The sequence below is a fragment of the Flavobacterium movens genome, from assembly GCF_039581425.1.
Taxonomy (GTDB): Bacteria; Bacteroidota; Bacteroidia; order Flavobacteriales; family Flavobacteriaceae; genus Flavobacterium; species Flavobacterium luteolum.
On the sequence record NZ_JBCPXY010000001.1, the window covers coordinates 778,908 to 798,900 of the forward strand.

Here is a 19,993-nt window from a genome sequence, read left to right on the forward strand (position 1 = left end):
TTGTTTGTCTTGTAAATAGTGGCAAAAAAGGCATTTTGTTTTCTAGAATGTTTCCAGAAAAGGGTTGGGAGAGTTTTGAGAAAAAATTGTTAAAATTTGTTTTTCCCTTTTTTGTTTTAAAAGTTGCTTTTCTGCAAAAAACTTATACTTTTGTCTTAGATTTTGGAGATAGAAAAGCATTTGTGAGAAATTTCTATTGAAGAATATTTACCAATAATTATCTAGACTTGCTCTTTGCAATAGCTTGAATTTATGAAAAATCTAAAAGCCCCATTTTTAGTAATTGCCTTGTTGTTGTTAAATGTTTCGGTAGCTACGGCACAGGATTTGCCTGATCCGGGTTCAGGTGAAATGGAAGAGGATCCTGGTTGTGATGAACCTCCTTGTGGAGCACAGCCGCCGGATTTCCCAATAAATCAAAATATCAGTTTTCTCCTTGCCAGCGGTGTAGCTTTAGGAGCAATAGCAATATATAAAAATCAAACAAAAAAAGCTTCAATTTAACATTGAAGCTTTTTTTATGGAAAATCTAGAATGTTATTTGTTTATCGAATACAGTCTAGAAATATATTTTCCTACTACATCAAACTCAAGGTTGATTTTTGTTCCAACTTTGAAATCTTTAAAATTAGTGTGTTCGTAAGTATACGGAATAATTGAAACGCTAAATTCATTCGTCTTAGAATTAATAACTGTAAGACTAACTCCATTTACTGTTATTGAACCTTTTTCGATTGTGATATTGTTTTGATTCTTATCGTATTCAAAAGTATAATTCCAACTTCCGTTTGCTTCTTCGATTTTTATGCAGGTTCCAGTTTGGTCTACGTGTCCTTGTACAATATGGCCATCTAAGCGGTCGCCAAGTTTCATTCCTCTTTCAAGATTTACAATATCGCCAGTTTTCCAATCGCCTATATTGGTTTTTAAAATTGTTTCGTCAATTGCAGTTACGGTATAAAGAGAGTCTTTAATCGCTACAACTGTTAGACATATTCCGTTGTGCGAAACACTTTGGTCTATTTTTAATTCGTGTGTTATGGATGAGTCAACTGTTATGTGAAGATTGTTTTGATCTTTTCTGATTTCGTGAACCTTGCCGAGTGTTTCTATAATTCCTGTGAACATTGTGGTTTTATTTTACTAAATTTGCACATCAAAATTAGTAATAAATAAACTGAGCTCATGAATAAAAAAGCAGAAAATATAATTGTTGGAATTTCAGTTGGAGATTTAAACGGTATTGGAAGCGAAGTTATACTGAAAACATTCGAAGATTCTCGTATGTTGGAATTGTGTACGCCGGTTATTTTTGCAAATGCTAAAATTCTATCTTTTGTTAGAAAAAGTTTTACATCGACAATTCAATTTCATGGAGTTGATAAATTAGATCAAATTATTCCTGGTAAAGTGAATGTTCTGAATCTTTGGAGAGAAGGGGTTGATATAAATTTTGGAGTAAATGATCCTAAAATAGGCGAGTACGCAATAAAATCTTTTGCGGCGGCAACAAAAGCTTTGAAAGATGGCGAAATAGATGTTCTGGTTACAGCTCCTATTAATAAATATAATATACAGTCTGAAGATTTTAAATTTCCAGGCCACACCGATTATTTGAATCAAGAATTAGAAGGCGATGCGCTTATGATGATGGTTCAAGATAATTTACGAGTAGGTTTAATTACAGATCATGTGCCGTTAAATGAAGTCGCTTCTCATTTAACAGAAGAATTAATTACTAAAAAAATTGAAACTATTAGAAAATCTTTAGTTCAGGATTTTAGCATAGTGAAGCCAAAAATTGCAGTTTTAGGATTGAATCCGCATGCTGGTGATGGTGGCGTGATTGGAAAAGAAGATGATTTGGTTTTAAAACCAGTTTTAAAGAAAATATTTGATTCTGGTACAATGGCTTTTGGTCCATTTCCAGCAGATGGCTTCTTTGGTAGCGGTCATTATGAAAAATATGATGCGATTGTAGCAATGTATCATGATCAGGGATTAATTCCGTTTAAGACCTTGTCTTTTGGAAAAGGAGTTAATTATACAGCAGGTTTAAATAAGGTTAGAACTTCTCCAGACCATGGCACAGCTTATGATATAGCAGGAAAAGACATGGCAGATTACAATTCATTTAAAGAAGCAGTCTATCTTGCAATTGATATTTTTCGCTCGCGTAATCAGTATGAGGAGATTAGCCAAAAACCTCTTAAAATAAAAGAAAAACAGTTATAAACAAAAAAAGGTGAATAAGATTATTAGTTTTATAATAATTTTATATCTTTGCACCCCAATTCGGATATCTAGTTTTAGAATCGGATTGATCAAATTGATGTTGAAATGAGCAAAACAAAAGAATTTTTAATTCCTTTCATAGGATTAAAACTAGGAAAACACCATTTTGAGTATCAAATAAATAACACGTTCTTTAAGAACTTTGAGTACGACGAGTTTCAAAGTTCAGATATTAAAGTCAATTTACTTTTCGATAAGAAAAGTAATATGTTAGAGTTAGAATTCAAACACAAAGGAACGGTAAACGTACCTTGTGATCTGACAGGCGAAGATTTTGATTTACCTATAAAAGGAAAAATGAAATTAATTGTTCGCTTTGGAGAAGAATTTAATGATGATAATGAAGAGTTGTTGATTTTACCACATGGTGAACACGAAGTAGATATTGCACAATATATTTATGAAATGATCGCGCTTTCTGTTCCGCAGAAGAGAATTCATCCAGGTGTTAAAGATGGAAGTCTACAAACAGAAGCTTTGACGAAACTGAATGAATTAAGTGTAAAAGAACAAAAGGAAGAGAGTAACAAAGAAGAAGATATTGACCCGCGTTGGGAAAAATTAAAGAAACTATTAACGGATAAATAATATAGTAAAATGGCACATCCTAAGAGAAAGACCTCGAAAACAAGAAGAGATAAGAGAAGAACACATTACAAAGCTACTGTAGCTCAAATCGCTACATGTCCTATTACAGGTGAGGCGCATTTATACCACAGAGCTTACTGGCATGAAGGTAAAATGTACTACAGAGGGCAAGTTGTTATCGATAAATCTGAAGCGGTTGCTTAATACGTTTTTGTAAATTATACTAGAACTCTCACATAGTGAGAGTTTTTTTTGTTGGTTATAATTTTCGATTTTTAGGAAAATATAGACAAATTCGTTACGTTTTTTTTTGTAATTTTCAAGTCTTTTAAAAATTTTTCAAATTATCAATAATTTGAAAGGAAAATAATAGAATATAATGAATACAATCACAGCCGCAATTACCGCTGTTGGAGCTTATGTTCCTGACTTCGTTCTTTCGAACCAAGTATTAGAAACAATGGTTGATACCAATGATGAGTGGATAACCGCTCGAACAGGAATTAAAGAAAGAAGAATTCTTAAAGATGCTGATAAAGGTACATCGTATCTTGCGATACAAGCAGCAAAGGATTTGATTGCAAAAGCAAATATTGATCCGCTTGAGATTGATATGATTATAATGGCAACTGCAACGCCAGATATGATGGTGGCTTCTACGGGAGTTTATGTTGCTACAGAAATTGGAGCGACAAATGCATTTTCATACGATTTGCAGGCTGCGTGTTCAAGTTTCTTATACGGAATGTCAACGGCTGCAGCGTATGTTCAGTCAGGGCGTTACAAAAAAGTACTTTTAATTGGTGCCGATAAAATGTCATCTATTGTAGATTATACTGATAGAGCAACTTGTATTATTTTTGGAGATGGAGCTGGTGCAGTTCTTTTCGAACCAAATTATGAAGGTTTAGGATTGCAGGATGAGTATTTAAGAAGTGATGGTGTAGGACGTGATTTTCTTAAAATTCCAGCAGGAGGTTCTTTGATTCCGCCTTCAGAAGAAACTATTAAAAACAGACAGCACAATATTATGCAAGACGGTAAAACTGTTTTCAAATATGCTGTAACCAATATGGCAGATGCCAGCGAATTGATTTTACAAAGAAATAATTTGACAAATCAAGATGTTGACTGGTTAGTGCCACACCAAGCTAACAAACGTATTATCGATGCTACTGCAGGAAGACTAGAATTAGACGAGTCTAAAGTGCTGGTAAATATCGAAAGATATGGTAATACTACTTCTGGAACTTTACCATTAGTATTAGCTGATTTTGAAGATAAGCTTAAAAAAGGAGATAATATTATCTTTGCCGCTTTTGGTGGTGGATTCACTTGGGGATCTATCTATTTGAAATGGGCTTACGATAAAAAATAAATTAAAACTAAAAACGAATCATTATGGATTTAAAAGAAATTCAAAACCTAATCAAATTTGTTGCAAATTCGGGCGTTGCAGAAGTGAAGTTAGAAATGGATGATGTAAAAATCACGATCAGAACAACTTTAGAAACAAATGTAACTGAAGCAACTTACGTACAGCAATTACCTGCTCAGGCAGCTTTACCTCAAGCGGCAGTTCCACAAGTTACAGCTCCAACAGTTGTAAGTGTAACTCCAGAAGCACCAGCTGCTAACGATTCTAAATATATTACTATAAAATCTCCAATCATTGGAACATTCTATAGAAAACCATCTCCAGATAAACCAGTTTTCACTGAAGTTGGAAGCACTGTATCTAAAGGTGATGTTCTTTGCGTAATTGAAGCAATGAAATTATTCAACGAAATCGAATCTGAAGTTTCTGGTAAAATTGTAAAAATTCTTGTAGACGATATGTCTCCAGTAGAATTTGATCAACCTTTATTCTTAGTAGATCCATCATAATTTTTAAAAATTCCAATAGACAAATCACAAAATCCAATGAGTTGGAATTTGAAGATTGGAATTTGTAATTTTTAATTTAAATAAGATGTTTAAAAAAATATTAATTGCGAATAGAGGAGAAATTGCACTACGTGTAATTCGTACATGTAAGGAAATGGGAATCAAAACTGTTGCAGTTTACTCTACAGCCGATGCAGAAAGTTTGCATGTTAAATTTGCCGACGAAGCGGTTTGTATAGGTCCTCCTCCGAGTAACTTATCGTATTTGAAAATGTCAAATATTATTGCAGCTGCAGAAATTACAAATGCAGATGCAATTCATCCAGGTTATGGATTTCTTTCTGAGAATGCTAAATTCTCTAAAATCTGTCAAGAGCACGGAATTAAGTTTATCGGTGCTGCTCCAGAAATGATCGACCGTATGGGAGATAAAGCTTCTGCAAAAGCTACAATGAAAGCAGCAGGAGTGCCTTGTGTACCAGGTTCAGATGGATTATTAGAATCTTACGAACATGCGCAAAAAATAGCTAAAGAAATTGGTTATCCAGTTATGATGAAAGCTACTGCTGGTGGTGGTGGGAAAGGTATGCGTGCTATCTGGAAAGAAGAAGAGCTTCAAAAAGCTTGGGAAAGTGCGCGTCAAGAAGCTGCTGCAGCATTTGGAAATGACGGAATGTACATGGAGAAACTTATTGAAGAGCCACGTCATATCGAAATTCAAGTTGTTGGAGATTCTTACGGAAAAGCATGTCACCTTTCTGAAAGAGATTGTTCTGTTCAACGTCGTCACCAAAAACTGACGGAAGAAACACCTTCACCTTTCATGACAGACGAACTTCGTGCAAAAATGGGAGAGGCTGCTGTAAAAGCTGCTGAATTCATTAAATATGAAGGAGCTGGAACTGTAGAATTTTTGGTTGACAAACACAGAAACTTCTACTTCATGGAAATGAATACTCGTATTCAGGTGGAGCATCCAATTACAGAACAAGTTATTGATTATGATTTGATCCGTGAGCAGATTATGGTTGCGGCTGGAATTCCAATTTCTGGAAAAAACTATCTTCCACAATTACATGCTATTGAAGTTCGTATTAATGCTGAAGATCCTTATAACGATTTTCGCCCTTCACCAGGAAAAATTACTACGCTTCATATGCCAGGAGGACACGGAGTTCGTTTAGATACTCACGTTTACTCTGGATATAGTATTCCGCCAAACTACGACTCTATGATTGCTAAGTTAATTACAACTGCACAATCTCGTGAAGAAGCTATCAGCAAAATGCGTAGAGCTTTGGATGAGTTCGTAATCGAAGGTGTGAAAACTACAATCCCTTTCCACAGACAATTAATGGATGATCCAAAATATATTGCAGGAGATTATACAACTGCATTTATGGATACATTTAAAATGAATAGTCCAGAATAATTAAAAGGCTTCCAAATTTGGAAGCCTTTTTCTTTTATAAACCTTTGTTAGTTGCAATATTTAAATTCCAATATTGGAAATCTAAACTTTAAAGTAGGAGCTTAAAACTTCACTGTAAGCTTTGTGATTTGGAATTTGATTTATTGAAATTTTTCTAAAGGTTACACTTTAAGTGTTTACTTATTACACACTTATTTTCTCTTTTACACACCTTTCACGGTATTTCTTTTTTTGGTATATTTGATGTAAAGTCTTTAAAAACAGGATTTTATGGTCTTTGGCATAGCTCTTTTCTTTTACGGCATAATAATTTCATTACTTAAAGCGTAAACAACTATTAATTAAAATATATACGTTATGAAAAATTTATTTTTATCAGCCGCAATTGTTTTAGGAAGTTTAACTTCATTCGCTTCAACTACACAAGTAACAAATACTATTGTAAAAACGATTTCTATCGAAGACGAATACACTGAAATCAAATTAGAAGAATTACCTGCTGCTATTACAGAATCTTTGAAAAAAGCATATCCAGAAGCAGTGATTACTAAAGCATATAAAAACGAAAAAGCTCAGTATAAACTTGATGTAACGGTTGGCGACAAAGTTGGAAATCTTTTCGCAAATGCAGACGGAACTTGGATCAAACAATAATCTAAATCTTAGATTTTGTGAAAATTCGGATCAAGAATACGAAGATCAAATTAACTATATTAAAAAAGAACTATCATGAAAAATTTATTTTTATCAGCCGCAATCGTTTTGGGAGGTTTAACATCATTTGCTTCAACTTCTCCAATTTCAAATACAATCGTAAAAACAATCTCTATCCAAGATGATTATACAGAAATTAAATTGGAAGAGCTTCCAACAGCTGTAACAGATGCTTTGAAAAAAGCATATCCAGATGCTGTGCTTTCTAAAGCATTTAAAAACACAAAATCTGAATACAAGCTTGAAGTAACTGTTGGAGATAAAACAGGTAATCTTTTTGCTAACGCAGACGGAACTTGGATTAAAAAATAATTAAGTCTAACCCTTAAACTATAACTATGAAAAAGTTAATCTTATCGGCAGCAATTGTCTTAGGCAGTTTGTCGATGCATGCAGAAACCACTGCTGTAACTAACCCAATGGTACAGACAGTTAATGATCAGGATGGATATAAAGAAGTAGACGGAGTTCCCGCAGCTGTGAAGAAAGGCTTAGATGAAGCTTATCCTGGTGTAGTGCTTGAAAAAGCATGGGTAAATGATAAAAAGGAGTACAAAATTGAGATAACCGTTCGAGGCGAAAAATCGATCGTTTATACAGATGCTTCTGGTAACATTCTTAAAAAATAATTTAAAACCACAATATTATGAAAAAGTTAGTTTTATCAGCAGCGATTGTTTTAGGAAGTCTTTCAGTAAATGCTGCAGTTCTTCCAGCAATCTCAATTACTCAATCAGCAATTTTTCAAGATGCATTTACTGAAGTAGCAGCAGACCAAATACCGGCAGCTGTGAAGTCTACAGTTGAAAAATCGTTTCCAAACACTAAGCTAGAAAAAGCTTATAAAAACGATAAAAACGAGTATAAACTTGAAATTTCAAGTGGCGACAAGAAGTATACTATTTTTACAGATGCTTCTGGTAACATCATCAAGAAATAATTAAAATCAGCATTATGAAAAAGTTAATCTTATCGGCAGTAGTTGCTTTAGGAGCCATGTCAATTCATGCAAATGTATTGCCTGTTTCACAAAACACTAATGCAACTGTAGCTATTCAAACAGAGTACACAGAAGTTACTGCAGATGCTGTGCCTGCAGCTGTAAAAACAGCCTTGCAGACTGCTTATCCGGGAGCAAAACTGGACAAAGCATTTGTAAACGAAAAAAAAGAGTATAAACTCGAAATATCAGTTGGAGACCAAAAGGCTACTGTATACTCAGATGTCAATGGTAACTGGTTGAAGATATAAATTAGGTGAATTTAGATTTATGTTTTTGGTGAAAAAGAGATTGCGTCGTGCAATCTCTTTTTTTTTACATATTTTACATAATTTTATGAAATAACAAGTTTAATAATATTATTTTAGCAAAAAGTCCCTAAAAGCAGATGCCGAAGATATTAGTAATAGAAGATGATATTGCGTTTTGTAAATTATTAGAAAAATTTCTAATCAAAAAAGCGTACGATGTAACGATAGCTTTCTCTGCAGCAGAAGCACGTGAAGCAGTTAAAAACGAATCTTTTGATTTGATTTTGACAGATCTTCGCCTACCTGATTCTGATGGTATCGGACTTATGTCTGAATTTAAAAATTCTCACCCACATATTCCGGTTATTTTAATGACTGGATACTCTGATGTAAATACTGCTGTTAAAGCCATTAAAAATGGAGCGGCAGATTATATCTCTAAACCCTTCAATCCAGACGAGGTTCTTCTGGTTATCACCAATGCGCTGCAGGCTCCAAAAGCCGAAGTCGAAGAACAATCGGAAACTCCAGAAAAAAAGAAAAAAACAGTTAAAAAGACAGCAACAGCTGAGAACGAATTTGTAAAAGGAATTTCTGTTGCTTCAAAAAAACTTTTAGATCATATTCAATTGGTAAGTCCAACTGATATGTCTGTTTTAATTATTGGCGAAAGTGGTACGGGAAAAGAAATTATAGCCAAAAGCATTCATCAGCAGAGTAGAAGAAAAGACAATAATTTTATTGCAGTAGATTGCGGAGCAATTCCTAAAGAATTGGCGGCGAGTGAATTTTTTGGTCACTTAAAAGGATCTTTTACTGGAGCAATCAACGATAAAAAAGGATATTTTGAAGCGGCTAATGGCGGAACTTTATTTTTGGACGAAATTGGAAATCTTTCTTACGAAAATCAAATACAATTGTTAAGAGCGCTTCAAGAAAGAAAAATTAAACCTGTTGGAAGCAATAAAGAAATAAACGTCGATATACGCATTATTACAGCTACCAACGAAGATTTGCGTGAGGCAGTAAAAAACGGCGATTTTAGAGAAGATTTATACCATAGAATCAATGAGTTTTCGATTCAGTCTCCTTCTTTGAAAGATCGCGGTGAAGATTTAATGGTTTTTGCCGATTATTTCCTAGAAAAAGCGAATCAGCAGTTAGATAAAGATGTCATAGGATTTTCTCCAGAAGTAGTTTCCATTTTTCAAAATTACAACTGGCCAGGAAATTTACGAGAATTGCAAAATTGCGTAAAACGTGCTACTCTTTTAACTCGTGGTGATTTTATAGAAAGTGATGTACTGCCGGCAGAATTTTTCCAGATTCAAAAACAGCCTGCTTCAAACGAAGTTTTTTCATTGTCTGAAAATGAAAGAGAAACCATTATTCATGCGTTATCAAAAACACAGAATAATAAATCTGAAGCGGCAAAACTGCTTAAAATTACCAGAAAAACACTTTACAATAAATTGAAGCAATATAATATTGAATAAAAAAGTACTTTTCTAAAAAGCAGCATTTTAAATTTCTTGTTTCAATTCTGTAAAAAGAATTTTTATTTTTCCTTCTAAATCCGAAAATGTAGCTTTTAGATCAATTGTGTTTAAATCTTCTTTTTCCAGATCCTTTAAAAGTTCGCCAATTTCGTTCGATTGGATTTGTTTGAACATTGGAGCAATTCGGTGCGCAATAGATTTTATTTCATCATGATTTTGCTCTTGAACCGCAGTTTTTAAAAGCTCGATATTTTCTATAGTAGTATCTATAAAAGATTTTAAAACTTCTTTTAAGGCCGACTCATCTTGTCCCAAAAAGTCTTTCAAAGTTTCTAAAGAATAGATTTGAGAAGTGTTTTTATTTGTGTTTTCCGAATTTTCAGCCACAGGAACTTCTTCATGATCTAAAATATGCTGAATAGTTTCCAGTAAAATTTTAGGAGAATAAGGTTTCTTTATAACCGTAGTAAAACCAGCATTTTTATATACAGAAAGATCAAGGTCTGTTCTTCCAGTAAGTGCAATTACAGGCTGATTTTTAAAGACAGTTTCTGGAAATTCACGAAGTTTCTCTAAAAATTGAAACCCATCAATTTCCGGCATCTGAATATCGGTAATAATAAAATCGAAAGGTGTGCTTTTTATGGTTTCTAAAGCTTTCGCAGGATTAGTAAACGAAAATACCTGATGCTGTTCTTGTTTTAAAACGCCGCTCGTTAAATTCAACAGATTGATGTCGTCATCAACAACAATAAAAGTTTGTTTTTTGGTGTTTTTTGACGGTTTATTTCTGATTTCATTTAAAGCAATATTCTCTTGGCTGCTATCAAATAATAGCGGCAGCTGAATAATAAAGGTGCTTCCTTTTCCAAAAATACTTTCCAAACTTAAACTTCCACCCAAAATAGAAATAATTTTTTGGCAAATTGATAATCCCAAGCCGGTTCCGCCGTATTTCTTTTCGATGCCTTCATTTGCCTGCGCAAACTCTTCAAAAACCAATTTCTGATTGGCTTTTTCAATCCCAATTCCAGTATCTTGAATCGAAATTGTAAAAAATTGGTCGTCATTCGCGTAAGCGGCAATTCGAATATGACCTTCTTCGGTAAATTTATAAGCGTTTCCAATAATGTTAGTCAGGATTTGCTTTAAGCGAAAAGGATCTCCAACAATTCGTTTCTGAAACTGATCGTCTACATTTATAATAAGATCAATGTCTTTTTGTTTGTAAACGGTCTGAATGTTTCGGGCAACATCTTCAATAATTTCGGGTAATGAAAACGGAACTTTTTCTATAGAGATTTTACCCGCTTCGATCTGAGAGAAATCTAATAAATCTTGAACAAGTTGCGTAATATACTCAGACGAATTTTTAATGTTTTTAACGAAATAAGATTGTTTGGTATTAACATCTGAATTGCCTAAAAGTTCAGAATAACCCACAATAGTGCTCAAAGGTGTTTTCAAATCATGACTTACTGTTGAAATTAATTGTTCACGGCTTTTGAGCAGATTTTTGGTTTTGAAGTTCGCGATTTCCAGCTGTTTCTTATATAATTGAGATTTTGAATAATCGCTGACAATTAGAATAGAGAAAAATACGGTCAATAATAAACCGATAACAGCCGAAGCCGTTACAATTTCGTTGACTCTTTTTAATGATTTTTCTTTTAATGAATTGTTTTTTATCGAATTGATAATGATCTCTCGCTCAATAATTCGAAGTATTTTTCTAAGCTGATCAGAAATTGCGATTTCATTTTGAAGGAGTTTGTTTTCTTCAAAATTCAAAGATTCTTTTTTCTTTTCGGCTTTTAGTTTTACAGAACTCAAAAGCTTTTTAGAATTGGCTAAAATAGAATCTGAAGCTTTTTTGCTTAGCGTATTGGTGCTATCATCTGGAATGTTCGAATTTAAATAATCGACATAACGCTGTAAAACACTTCGCTGATAACTTCCTAATTGATTTGGGTTCTTGGTAAAATCCTGAAGTTCCAATTTTCTGAGGTTAAACTCCATTTTTGTGATTTCATCGATCGCACTATTTACAGAAGTTTCGTCATCTGCTTTGTTCTTTATTTCTCTTAATTGCTTAATGTTTTCGGTCTTTTCGGCCAAGAAATAAGTAACACTATCCAAAAGTGTTTTTTGATACTCTGTGGTAACAATTTGTTTTAAAGTATCAATTCGTTTGCGAAGTGAATCGGTTTCGATTAAATAGTTCTTGAAATCTTTCTCCGAATTATTCTGAATCGTTTGTCTGGCTAAACTTTCAGTTTTATAAACATTCGAATATAATTTACTAACTCTAAGAATTTTGGTTTTTTCTAAAGCAATCTTATCTTCCAGTTTGTTGTAAACAACATTTTCAGAATACAGAAACCATCCCACCGTTACAACCAAAGCCAATAATGCAACATAGCTGAATAATACTTTGATTGCGGTGTAACTTTTTTTGGTCTCCATATGTTTACTGAAAGATTTGGGGAATTCGGAATTATTAAAACATTGCAATTTATCTAAAAAAATCTGTTTTAAGAAAAGTAAATCTACTCAATATGTTACATAATTGTAAGGTGTGTAAACAAAAACAGCCGTAGATTATGTAAATCTACGGCTGTAAAATATTGTTTTTATAGGTTACAAAGTTTCATCTAACCATTTGAAAAATTCACCTTGCCAAACCTGAGCATTTTGTGGTTTTAAAACCCAGTGATTTTCGTCTGGGAAATACACAAATCTACTTTTGATTCCTCTTAATTGAGCTGCTTGGAAAGCTTCTTGTCCTTGTCCGATTGGAACACGGAAATCTTTTCCTCCTTGGAAAATCAAAATTGGCTTATTCCAGTTCTGAACCAAAGTTGCAGGGTTGAAAGTAGTATACGCTTTTTGAGCTACCGCATTATCTTTTTCCCAGTAAGGTCCGCCAAAATCCCAGTTGTTAAAGAAAACCTCTTCAGTAGTTCCTAACATAGAAACGGTATTGAAAACACCATCATGAGCGATAAAAGTTTTGAAACGGTTTTTGTGAATTCCAGCTAAGTAAAATACAGAATATCCTCCGTAACTAGCGCCAACGCAACCTAAACGGCTTTTATCAACATAACTTTCTTTTGCCACATCATCAATTGCAGAAAGGTAATCGTCCATAACTTGTCCGCCCCAATCTTTACTGATTTGTTCATTCCACTCAACACCATGTCCTGGCATTCCACGACGGTTTGGAGCTACAACTACATACCCTTTTGCAGCCATTAAAGAGAAATTCCAACGGAAAGAGTATGATTGCGTCAATGCACTTTGAGGTCCGCCTTGGCAGAATAATAAAGTTGGATACTTTTTAGAAGCATCAAAATTTGGAGGAAGAATTACCCAAACCAACATTTTTTTGCCGTCAGTTGTAGTAACGTAACGTTTTTCTGTTTTGCTTAAAGCTAAAGTTTTGTACGTTTCTGTATTGATGTTTGACAATTGTTTCCAAGTATTTTTCTTCAAATTGAAAGAATAGATTTCACCAGCATGATTCATGTCTGTTCTTGTAACGATAATATCATCTCCAGAGAAACCAATTAAATCATTGACATCAAAATCTCCATTTGTCAATTGACGAACATTGATTGCGATTTTAGTTAAACCTGGAAAATTAACAGAGAAAAGTTGTTTTGTTCCGTCAATTGGAGCCACAAAAAATACAGTTCTTCCGTCTTTACTCCAGATAAAATTATCTACAGTTCCGTCCCAGTTTGCTGTTAAGTTTTGTTTCATTCCTTTAAACTCAACAATAATATCATTTTTGTCCGACTCGTAACCGTCACGTTTCATTTGCAGCCAAGTTAAATTCCCTGTTGGAGAAAATTGTGGCGCTGTATCGTAACCTAAATTACCTTCGGTTTTATTAGTTGTTTTTTGAGTTTCTAAATTGTACTCGTAAATATCTGTGTTGGTAGAAATAGCATAAGCAGTTCCCGCTTTTTTCTTGCAAACGTAAAAAATGCTTTTGCTATCTGGCGACCAGATATAATCTTCGTCACCTCCAAAAGGTTTTTGTGGAGAATCGAAAGTTTCCCCTTTTAAAATGTCAATTCCTTTTGCTCCGTCTTTGTTTTCTTTATAAAAAACGTGATTAAATTTTCCTTCGTTCCAAGTATCCCAATGACGGTAATCTAATCCATCATAAATTTGAGCATCAGATTTTGTTAGACTTGGGTAAAAATCTTTTCCTAAAACACTTTCCAATTTTACTTCGTCATTATAAACTACAAATTTTCCGTCAGGCGAAATGTTTTTATCAGCCAAAATGTCTTTTGTATCTTTAATTTCGGTTGCAGTTCCTCCAGTTACAGGAATCGTGTAGATTTTAGAAGTCGACTTATTGTCGGCTACAGAAGGCGTTGAAACTTTAAAAACGACATTTTTCGCATCTTTAGAAATGCCAAGAGGTGTCACTCTTCCTAATTTCCATAACAATTCTGGAGACATAACATTCTGTCCGATAGCATTTAAACTCATCATTATTAAGGTTGTTAATACTAGTTTTTTCATAATCAAATTATTCTATTTTTTGTGGTGCTAAAAATACAACATTTAAACACCAATTAGTTAAAATTCAAATCCCAAATTTTGTTAAAGTTTAGGTTAAAAAGGCTTCGACTCAGCTCAACCTGACAAAGATTTTAAATGAACTTTAATTACTTATAGGGTTCAAAAAAATCATTATTTTTATAAAAACTCTAAAAGATGGAACTAAGCTATTGGGAACTTAAAAACTGGTTTACGAATGTAGATTATACGATTGTGGGCAGCGGAATTGTTGGCCTGCATACTGCATTAAGCTTACGCGAAAGATTTCCTGATGCAAAAATTCTGGTTCTCGAGCGTGGAATGCTTCCGCAAGGAGCCAGTACAAAAAATGCTGGTTTTGCCTGTTTCGGGAGTCTGTCTGAAATTATGGACGACCTAAAAACACATTCAGAAGAAGATGTTGTGTCACTTATCGAAAAACGTTGGAAAGGATTGCAATTGCTTCGAAAAAGATTAGGAGATACGGCAATTGATTTTAAACCGCATGGCGGATATGAATTGTTTCTTAAACAAGACGAATCTGGATTTAACGAATGTATTTCTAAACTCCCGTTTATCAATGAAGTTTTGAAACCGCTTTTTAAAGCTGATGTTTTTTCTAAAGAAGTAGACCGATTTGGATTTCAAAATATTCAGGATTATTTAATTTTTAATCCGTTTGAAGCACAGATTGATACTGGAAATATGATGCAGGAATTGTTGAAACAAGCAATTTCGGCAGATATTTTAATCTTAAATCAGCAAACTGTAACGTCATATCTAGATGCTGGAAATCATATTGAAGTAGTTTTAAGCGATTTTAGTTTTAAAACCCAAAAACTCCTTTTCGCGACCAATGGCTTTGCGGGTTCTTTGACAAATGGGGCAGTGAAACCTGCTAGAGCTCAGGTTTTAATTACAGAACCAATTCACAATTTAGATATTAAAGGAACGTTTCATTTAGACCGCGGTTACTATTATTTCAGAAATATTGGCGATCGAATTTTATTAGGTGGCGGAAGAAATCTTGATTTTGAAGGAGAAACAACAACCGAATTTGGACAGACGAAAATTATTCAAAATAGATTGGAAGATTTACTGAAAAATGTAATTTTACCAAATCAGGATTTTCAAATTGCGCACCGATGGAGCGGCATTATGGGAATCGGAAATAGTAAGAATCCTGTCGTAACTCAACTTTCTGAAAATGTGTTCTGCGGAGTGCGTTTAGGCGGAATGGGAGTGGCGATAGGCAGTTTAATAGGAACAGAATTAGCAGATTTAATATAATGGCAACAACCAAAAAACCGGCACCAAAATCAACTACAAACAAACCAAAACCGAAGACTTCGTCTTCAAAAAAATCGAATCGTTCTTTTGGAGAAAAAATAAAATGGTTTTTTATCAAAGCCGCTCTATGGTTTTTTGGAATTTCTATTGGTTCGGTTATATTTTTTAAATATGTTCCTGTACCGTTTACGCCATTAATGCTTATTCGTGCCATCGAAAATAAAATGGCTGGAAAAGAAGTTTATTTTGACCACGATTGGGAACCGATTGATAAAATTTCAATGAATCTACAAAAAGCCGTTATTGCGAGTGAAGACGGAACTTTCCTGACGCATAATGGTTTCGATTTTAAAGCACTTCAAAAAGCTTATAAAAGTAACGAACGCGGACGTAGAATTCGAGGCGGAAGTACAATCTCACAGCAAACAGCCAAAAATGTCTTTTTATGGCAGGGAAAAAGTTATTTCCGTAAAGGGCTTGAAGCGTATTTTACCGTTTTAATTGAAATTATCTGGGGCAAAGAACGCATTATGGAAGTGTATTTGAACAGTATCGAAATGGGAGATGGAGTTTACGGTGCTTATGCCGCAACCGAACATTGGTATCGTCGAGATGCTTCAAGTTTAACTCCAATGCAAGCGGCGGGAATTGCGGCAATATTACCAAATCCGAGAAAATTTAAAGCGACAGGCTCTTCAAGTTATATTAACAGAAGAAAAGAACGAATTGTACGTGAGATGCGTTACGTTGGGAAAATCAATTATGATGGAAAAGAAGAAAAGAAAAAGTAAAAAACTGCTTTTTGCTTTTCTGATTTTGACTGTAACGTTAACTTTTGGACAAGGAAAAACAACAGAAATTGGTTTTATATCAGATAATGATTTGTACACATCGTCTAAATATGATATGTATTACACCAATGGTCTGGAACTTTTTTACAGGTTTTTATCAAAAAACGATAATCCAAAAATCAATAAAAAAATTACAGAGTTTCGTATTGGGCAATATATTTACAATCCTCGATTTTTAAACAAAGAAGCAGTTACAGTAAATGACCGTCCTTTTACAGCTTATCTTTTTGCAGAGGCGGGAAAAAGTTTTTTTTATCAAAGCGAATCGGTTTTAAAAACTGATTTTCAATTGGGTTTTATGGGGCCAAATGCTTTGGGAGAAGAAACTCAGGTTGGTTTTCATGAAATTATAGGCTATAAGAAAGTTTACGGTTGGGAAAACCAGTTGCATAATGCTTTCGGTGTTCAGGCGCATGCTATTTACTCTAAAAAAATGTTTCCTTCAAAACATAATGATTTTGTAGATCTTTATTGGCAGTCAGAAGGAAATCTTGGAACTATTTTTTCTGGAGTTTCAACAGGATTTATGGCAAGATTTGGATTTAAAAAACTCCTTCCAATTTACGATTCTAATATGTATAATGCTTCTGTAAGTGTACAAGCTCAACCAGACATTAGAGAATTTTATTTCTACGCGGCTCCAAGTGTCAACTATCAGTTTTACGATGCCACAATTGAAGGAAGCATGTTTAACGATACAAGTCCGATTACTTTCGATTTAGAACCGCTTCGTTTCAATGCCGAAGCAGGTTTAAAATACCGACATAACAACTTCAACATATCTTATTCTTTCCTTTACCGCGGAAGAGAATTGAATGATCCAGGAATTGATACTAATTCAGGATATTTTTATGGATCGATAAGAATGGGTTTTTTGCTTAAATAAGCTTTTTTGCCACAAAGGCGCAAAGACGCAAAGATTTCTTTTTAGAATAAAATTTAAAAATTATGTGGAATTACTTTTTCTTGTTCGTCTTTTTTGTCTTTTATGCTTTTATGAGTTGTAAATGGGGATCGTTTTTGATTTCAAACTTTGTTGTGGGATTTATTTTACTGCTATTCTTGACCTATTTTTATTACAGACATATGGATAGGGGACTAATTCTGATTTTTATGGCTAATCTGTTTTTTTATGTCCTTCTATTCTTTTCGTCGATATTTATTTATTTTGATAAAGAAAACGAAAAAAGAAATTACTATATATTTCCTATTCTTGCCTCTGTTTTATTAATGATTGTACAAAAACAGACTGCGAATTTTGACGATGCTTTTTTGGGTATTTATATACCAATTTCGGGAGCGTTTTTTCCTTTGTATTTTTTGAAGTATTATATAAAATATATCAGAGAAGAAGTTTTATAACTCTCTAATTGTCAAAATGGTTTCTCTATTTCGGTAATTTAGAATGTTCTAAATTATCTTCTTGAAAATCAACTTCTTTCAGTAATGTAAATTTTTTTGATAATAGGATTATTATGAAAACAGGTATAAACACCTACAATCTCGTATTTTCAAAATGCTATTTTTGCATATTGTGATTTGGTGGTTTTTTATTACGGTTTCCCGTAAGTATTGGATTAATTAAATTACGATCTTGTCTTCGCTAATTTTTGTTGTAAATTGATGATTTTAAAAAACTTGATAATTGATTTATTTTAATATTTAGTTCTGATCATAAAAATTTTCTAACTAACAAACCAATCTAAATATGACTACAAATATTCCTAAACAATCCATTAATCAATTAAAAAAAAGCTTAGAGAATTTTAAAATTAATGAAGCAATTGAATTGTGTACTAATGAAGCACAAACACGTAAATTTTTAATTGAACCTTTCTTTCATCTTCTAAATTATATTTCGAATGATTTAATACCAGAATTTAATGCTGATTTTGGAGAAAGGGTAAGTCAAAAAATTGATTATGCTATTTTACTCAATAAGAAAGAGACTATTTTAATTGAAGCAAAAAAGTATAATAGCAAACTTAGCGATAAAGAAGCTGGACAGCTTAATGGATATTTTAATAATACTAAAAGTTCTAGGATTGCGATATTAACTAACGGAATAGAGTATAGATTTTATTCAGATATATTATTGCCAAATGTTATTGATACAAAACCTTTTTTTGTATTCAATCTGATTAATTATTCAGACAGAGATTTAGAAACCTTGATTAAGTTTGATAAAAGATATGTAGTTATTAATGAGATTATTAAAACGGCGCAAGATTGTGTTTTTGCAGAAGATTTTGAAGTGGCATTATTAAAAGAATTTGTTGCACCGTCAAAAGATTTATTGAAAATTATTCATCGAAATATGAATTTCAAAGTTAAATTTAATGATGAGACACAAGGTAAAATGATTAATATGATTAATTCGGCATTATTAAAATCTTTATATGATAAAAAAGTGCTTTCTGAATCTAATTCAAATACAGGTGGAATCATAACAACTGAAACAGAAATTCAAGCTTATCATACTATTAGAACTTTATTAATACAGAATAAAAAGATTCCAAGTCAGAGAATTTTCTTTAAAGATTTTAAAAGCTTTTTTAATATTAGTGTTGATGATAATCTTAAAAAGGTAATTTGTAAATTAGTTTTTACTGATGCAAAATTGAAGATCATAATTGAAAATAATGAGTATGTATTGAGTAATGTTGATGATGTTTTGAAGTATAAAAACGAATTGATAAATAGAACACTTTTATTATTAGAATAAAAAACATCGAGTTTTATTTAAAAAACAGACACTTAACTGTTTGATAACATGAAAGATATTTTTGATTATTTACCTTTAAGTAAAATTTCAAATTATGGATATCAATTGGAACATAATAGCGATTGTAGCAATATTGGTAATTATTCTTGTTGTGCTAACAATCAGAAAAAATCAGCGAGAAAAAAAGAAATTGGAAAAATTGTTAAATAACGATTTTAAAAAAGCTGAGAAAGCAGATGTTGACGCATGATGCGGCTAATGAGAAATAGTTTTTTTGTCATTTCGAACGAGAAATCACACTAGTAACTCGACAAAGATTAATGAAATTATAAAAAAACAAAGCCCTTGTAAAACTAGATTTACAAGGGTTTTTGTTTTTCTGTGGAGAATACCGGATTCGAACCGGTCACCTTCCCAATGCATCGGGATACTCTAGCCTTTTGTTTCTATTAGGCTTTCTATATATTTTCTACTTTTCATTTTTTTTATTTGCAATTCTCTTTTATATGCTTCGCTTCTTGTAAAGAATGTCTCAGAGTATTTTAATTCCCAATCTTTCGCAACTTTTGTGAATTTACTTCTGCTATTTAAATGATCTTGTAAACGCTGTTCAATATTTTGGCAAGAACCAACATAGTATTTGTCTAAGGTTTTTGAATATATAATGTAGATATAAAACATAAAATGTGTTTAAAAAAAAAATACCCAAGCAGAATCAGTATCTGCTTGGGTATTTTTAAATTATTAGTGGAGAATATCGGATTCGAACCGATCGCCTCTACGCTGCCAGCGTAGCGCTCTAGCCAAATGAGCTAATCCCCCGTTTGTTGAGAAATAGAATTCGAACTATCATCTTCCCGATTTTTCATCGGGACGCTCTAGCCAAATGAGCTAATCCCCC

General features: G+C 33.1%; 22 protein-coding genes and 1 tRNA gene. 18 read left to right on the top strand and 5 right to left on the bottom strand.

Features of this window, described 5'->3' with window-relative positions:
• Positions 1-252 precede the first annotated feature (252 nt).
• Positions 253-504, top strand: a complete 252-nt coding sequence (locus AAYQ05_RS03315) for an Fjoh_0651 family PID-CTERM protein (protein WP_343541118.1) — start codon at positions 253-255, stop codon at positions 502-504.
• Positions 505-537: 33 nt separating this feature from the next.
• Here the strand turns inward: AAYQ05_RS03315 and AAYQ05_RS03320 are convergent, their stop codons facing one another.
• A complete protein-coding gene (locus AAYQ05_RS03320; protein WP_343541120.1) occupies positions 538-1,128 on the bottom strand; it encodes a riboflavin synthase in 591 nt (196 codons plus the stop codon).
• A gap of 57 nt (positions 1,129-1,185) precedes the next feature.
• On the opposite strand from AAYQ05_RS03320, the gene pdxA reads away from it, so the two are divergent.
• The 12 genes from pdxA (at position 1,186) to AAYQ05_RS03380 (ending at position 9,663) form a co-directional block, all read left to right on the top strand.
• A complete protein-coding gene (gene pdxA / locus AAYQ05_RS03325; protein ID WP_343541122.1) occupies positions 1,186-2,235 on the top strand; it encodes a 4-hydroxythreonine-4-phosphate dehydrogenase PdxA in 1,050 nt (349 codons plus the stop codon).
• 105 nt (positions 2,236-2,340) lie between these two features.
• Positions 2,341-2,883: a YceD family protein gene (locus tag AAYQ05_RS03330; RefSeq protein WP_177211832.1), complete on the top strand. Its 543-nt coding sequence runs from the start codon at positions 2,341-2,343 to the stop codon at positions 2,881-2,883.
• A gap of 9 nt (positions 2,884-2,892) precedes the next feature.
• The gene (gene rpmF / locus AAYQ05_RS03335) at positions 2,893-3,087 is read left to right on the top strand and encodes a 50S ribosomal protein L32 (protein WP_008465217.1); all 195 of its coding nucleotides are present in this window, start codon (positions 2,893-2,895) and stop codon (positions 3,085-3,087) included.
• A 175-nt stretch (positions 3,088-3,262) separates the two neighbouring features.
• The gene (locus AAYQ05_RS03340) at positions 3,263-4,261 is read left to right on the top strand and encodes a beta-ketoacyl-ACP synthase III (RefSeq protein WP_177211833.1); all 999 of its coding nucleotides are present in this window, start codon (positions 3,263-3,265) and stop codon (positions 4,259-4,261) included.
• Between the two features lie 23 nt (positions 4,262-4,284).
• Complete coding sequence (gene accB / locus AAYQ05_RS03345; protein WP_095928350.1) at positions 4,285-4,770, top strand: acetyl-CoA carboxylase biotin carboxyl carrier protein; 486 nt, start codon at positions 4,285-4,287, stop codon at positions 4,768-4,770.
• Between the two features lie 85 nt (positions 4,771-4,855).
• Complete coding sequence (gene accC / locus AAYQ05_RS03350) at positions 4,856-6,202, top strand: acetyl-CoA carboxylase biotin carboxylase subunit (protein WP_343541126.1); 1,347 nt, start codon at positions 4,856-4,858, stop codon at positions 6,200-6,202.
• 357 nt (positions 6,203-6,559) lie between these two features.
• Positions 6,560-6,856, top strand: coding sequence for a hypothetical protein (locus tag AAYQ05_RS03355; protein WP_281634093.1), 297 nt, complete (start codon positions 6,560-6,562; stop codon positions 6,854-6,856).
• Positions 6,857-6,931: 75 nt separating this feature from the next.
• Positions 6,932-7,228 carry a hypothetical protein gene (locus AAYQ05_RS03360; RefSeq protein ID WP_111365738.1) on the top strand — a complete coding sequence of 99 codons (297 nt, stop codon included), beginning with the start codon at positions 6,932-6,934 and terminating at the stop codon, positions 7,226-7,228.
• Between the two features lie 26 nt (positions 7,229-7,254).
• On the top strand, positions 7,255-7,545 hold the full coding sequence (locus AAYQ05_RS03365) for a hypothetical protein (protein ID WP_129746601.1): 291 nt from the start codon (positions 7,255-7,257) through the stop codon (positions 7,543-7,545).
• 17 nt (positions 7,546-7,562) lie between these two features.
• The gene (locus AAYQ05_RS03370; protein ID WP_343541130.1) at positions 7,563-7,856 is read left to right on the top strand and encodes a PepSY-like domain-containing protein; all 294 of its coding nucleotides are present in this window, start codon (positions 7,563-7,565) and stop codon (positions 7,854-7,856) included.
• Positions 7,857-7,870: 14 nt separating this feature from the next.
• Positions 7,871-8,167: a PepSY-like domain-containing protein gene (locus AAYQ05_RS03375; protein WP_343541131.1), complete on the top strand. Its 297-nt coding sequence runs from the start codon at positions 7,871-7,873 to the stop codon at positions 8,165-8,167.
• Between the two features lie 137 nt (positions 8,168-8,304).
• Positions 8,305-9,663: a sigma-54-dependent transcriptional regulator gene (locus tag AAYQ05_RS03380; RefSeq protein ID WP_343541132.1), complete on the top strand. Its 1,359-nt coding sequence runs from the start codon at positions 8,305-8,307 to the stop codon at positions 9,661-9,663.
• 27 nt (positions 9,664-9,690) lie between these two features.
• Here the strand turns inward: AAYQ05_RS03380 and AAYQ05_RS03385 are convergent, their stop codons facing one another.
• Both AAYQ05_RS03385 and AAYQ05_RS03390 read right to left on the bottom strand, forming a co-directional pair.
• The gene (locus AAYQ05_RS03385; protein ID WP_343541134.1) at positions 9,691-12,132 is read right to left on the bottom strand and encodes a hybrid sensor histidine kinase/response regulator; all 2,442 of its coding nucleotides are present in this window, start codon (positions 12,130-12,132) and stop codon (positions 9,691-9,693) included.
• A gap of 174 nt (positions 12,133-12,306) precedes the next feature.
• Positions 12,307-14,208, bottom strand: a complete 1,902-nt coding sequence (locus tag AAYQ05_RS03390; RefSeq protein ID WP_343541135.1) for a S9 family peptidase — start codon at positions 14,206-14,208, stop codon at positions 12,307-12,309.
• 195 nt (positions 14,209-14,403) lie between these two features.
• Here AAYQ05_RS03390 and AAYQ05_RS03395 point away from each other — a divergent pair, with 195 nt between their 5' ends.
• The 5 genes from AAYQ05_RS03395 to AAYQ05_RS03415 all read left to right on the top strand — a co-directional run bounded on the left by AAYQ05_RS03395 (position 14,404) and on the right by AAYQ05_RS03415 (position 19,302).
• Positions 14,404-15,516, top strand: coding sequence for an NAD(P)/FAD-dependent oxidoreductase (locus AAYQ05_RS03395; RefSeq protein ID WP_343541136.1), 1,113 nt, complete (start codon positions 14,404-14,406; stop codon positions 15,514-15,516).
• Positions 15,516-16,307, top strand: coding sequence for a monofunctional biosynthetic peptidoglycan transglycosylase (gene mtgA / locus AAYQ05_RS03400; RefSeq protein WP_343541137.1), 792 nt, complete (start codon positions 15,516-15,518; stop codon positions 16,305-16,307). The genes AAYQ05_RS03395 and mtgA overlap by 1 nt, the downstream gene beginning before the upstream one ends.
• Positions 16,282-17,253 carry a lipid A deacylase LpxR family protein gene (locus AAYQ05_RS03405; RefSeq protein WP_343541139.1) on the top strand — a complete coding sequence of 324 codons (972 nt, stop codon included), beginning with the start codon at positions 16,282-16,284 and terminating at the stop codon, positions 17,251-17,253. The genes mtgA and AAYQ05_RS03405 overlap by 26 nt, the downstream gene beginning before the upstream one ends.
• A gap of 822 nt (positions 17,254-18,075) precedes the next feature.
• Positions 18,076-19,092, top strand: a complete 1,017-nt coding sequence (locus tag AAYQ05_RS03410; protein ID WP_343541140.1) for a type I restriction enzyme HsdR N-terminal domain-containing protein — start codon at positions 18,076-18,078, stop codon at positions 19,090-19,092.
• Positions 19,093-19,140: 48 nt separating this feature from the next.
• Complete coding sequence (locus AAYQ05_RS03415) at positions 19,141-19,302, top strand: hypothetical protein (protein ID WP_343541142.1); 162 nt, start codon at positions 19,141-19,143, stop codon at positions 19,300-19,302.
• Between the two features lie 222 nt (positions 19,303-19,524).
• Here AAYQ05_RS03415 and AAYQ05_RS03420 read toward each other — a convergent pair whose 3' ends face one another.
• Entirely contained in the window at positions 19,525-19,773 is a 249-nt protein-coding gene (locus tag AAYQ05_RS03420; RefSeq protein ID WP_343541144.1) for a GIY-YIG nuclease family protein, read from the bottom strand.
• A gap of 67 nt (positions 19,774-19,840) precedes the next feature.
• Positions 19,841-19,914 (bottom strand) — tRNA-Ala (locus AAYQ05_RS03425).
• Positions 19,915-19,993 lie beyond the last annotated feature (79 nt).

Excerpts from the sequence above, each read along its gene's own strand:
- AAYQ05_RS03315 (WP_343541118.1), top strand. The coding sequence starts at position 253 with ATGAAAAATCTAAAAGCCCCATTTTTAGTAATTGCCTTGTTGTTGTTA.
- AAYQ05_RS03320 (WP_343541120.1), bottom strand. The coding sequence starts at position 1,128 with ATGTTCACAGGAATTATAGAAACACTCGGCAAGGTTCACGAAATCAGA.
- pdxA (WP_343541122.1), top strand. The coding sequence starts at position 1,186 with ATGAATAAAAAAGCAGAAAATATAATTGTTGGAATTTCAGTTGGAGAT.
- AAYQ05_RS03330 (WP_177211832.1), top strand. The coding sequence starts at position 2,341 with ATGAGCAAAACAAAAGAATTTTTAATTCCTTTCATAGGATTAAAACTA.
- rpmF (WP_008465217.1), top strand. The coding sequence starts at position 2,893 with ATGGCACATCCTAAGAGAAAGACCTCGAAAACAAGAAGAGATAAGAGA.
- AAYQ05_RS03340 (WP_177211833.1), top strand. The coding sequence starts at position 3,263 with ATGAATACAATCACAGCCGCAATTACCGCTGTTGGAGCTTATGTTCCT.
- accB (WP_095928350.1), top strand. The coding sequence starts at position 4,285 with ATGGATTTAAAAGAAATTCAAAACCTAATCAAATTTGTTGCAAATTCG.
- accC (WP_343541126.1), top strand. The coding sequence starts at position 4,856 with ATGTTTAAAAAAATATTAATTGCGAATAGAGGAGAAATTGCACTACGT.
- AAYQ05_RS03355 (WP_281634093.1), top strand. The coding sequence starts at position 6,560 with ATGAAAAATTTATTTTTATCAGCCGCAATTGTTTTAGGAAGTTTAACT.
- AAYQ05_RS03360 (WP_111365738.1), top strand. The coding sequence starts at position 6,932 with ATGAAAAATTTATTTTTATCAGCCGCAATCGTTTTGGGAGGTTTAACA.
- AAYQ05_RS03365 (WP_129746601.1), top strand. The coding sequence starts at position 7,255 with ATGAAAAAGTTAATCTTATCGGCAGCAATTGTCTTAGGCAGTTTGTCG.
- AAYQ05_RS03370 (WP_343541130.1), top strand. The coding sequence starts at position 7,563 with ATGAAAAAGTTAGTTTTATCAGCAGCGATTGTTTTAGGAAGTCTTTCA.
- AAYQ05_RS03375 (WP_343541131.1), top strand. The coding sequence starts at position 7,871 with ATGAAAAAGTTAATCTTATCGGCAGTAGTTGCTTTAGGAGCCATGTCA.
- AAYQ05_RS03380 (WP_343541132.1), top strand. The coding sequence starts at position 8,305 with ATGCCGAAGATATTAGTAATAGAAGATGATATTGCGTTTTGTAAATTA.
- AAYQ05_RS03385 (WP_343541134.1), bottom strand. The coding sequence starts at position 12,132 with ATGGAGACCAAAAAAAGTTACACCGCAATCAAAGTATTATTCAGCTAT.
- AAYQ05_RS03390 (WP_343541135.1), bottom strand. The coding sequence starts at position 14,208 with ATGAAAAAACTAGTATTAACAACCTTAATAATGATGAGTTTAAATGCT.
- AAYQ05_RS03395 (WP_343541136.1), top strand. The coding sequence starts at position 14,404 with ATGGAACTAAGCTATTGGGAACTTAAAAACTGGTTTACGAATGTAGAT.
- mtgA (WP_343541137.1), top strand. The coding sequence starts at position 15,516 with ATGGCAACAACCAAAAAACCGGCACCAAAATCAACTACAAACAAACCA.
- AAYQ05_RS03405 (WP_343541139.1), top strand. The coding sequence starts at position 16,282 with ATGGAAAAGAAGAAAAGAAAAAGTAAAAAACTGCTTTTTGCTTTTCTG.
- AAYQ05_RS03410 (WP_343541140.1), top strand. The coding sequence starts at position 18,076 with ATGACTACAAATATTCCTAAACAATCCATTAATCAATTAAAAAAAAGC.
- AAYQ05_RS03415 (WP_343541142.1), top strand. The coding sequence starts at position 19,141 with ATGAAAGATATTTTTGATTATTTACCTTTAAGTAAAATTTCAAATTAT.
- AAYQ05_RS03420 (WP_343541144.1), bottom strand. The coding sequence starts at position 19,773 with ATGTTTTATATCTACATTATATATTCAAAAACCTTAGACAAATACTAT.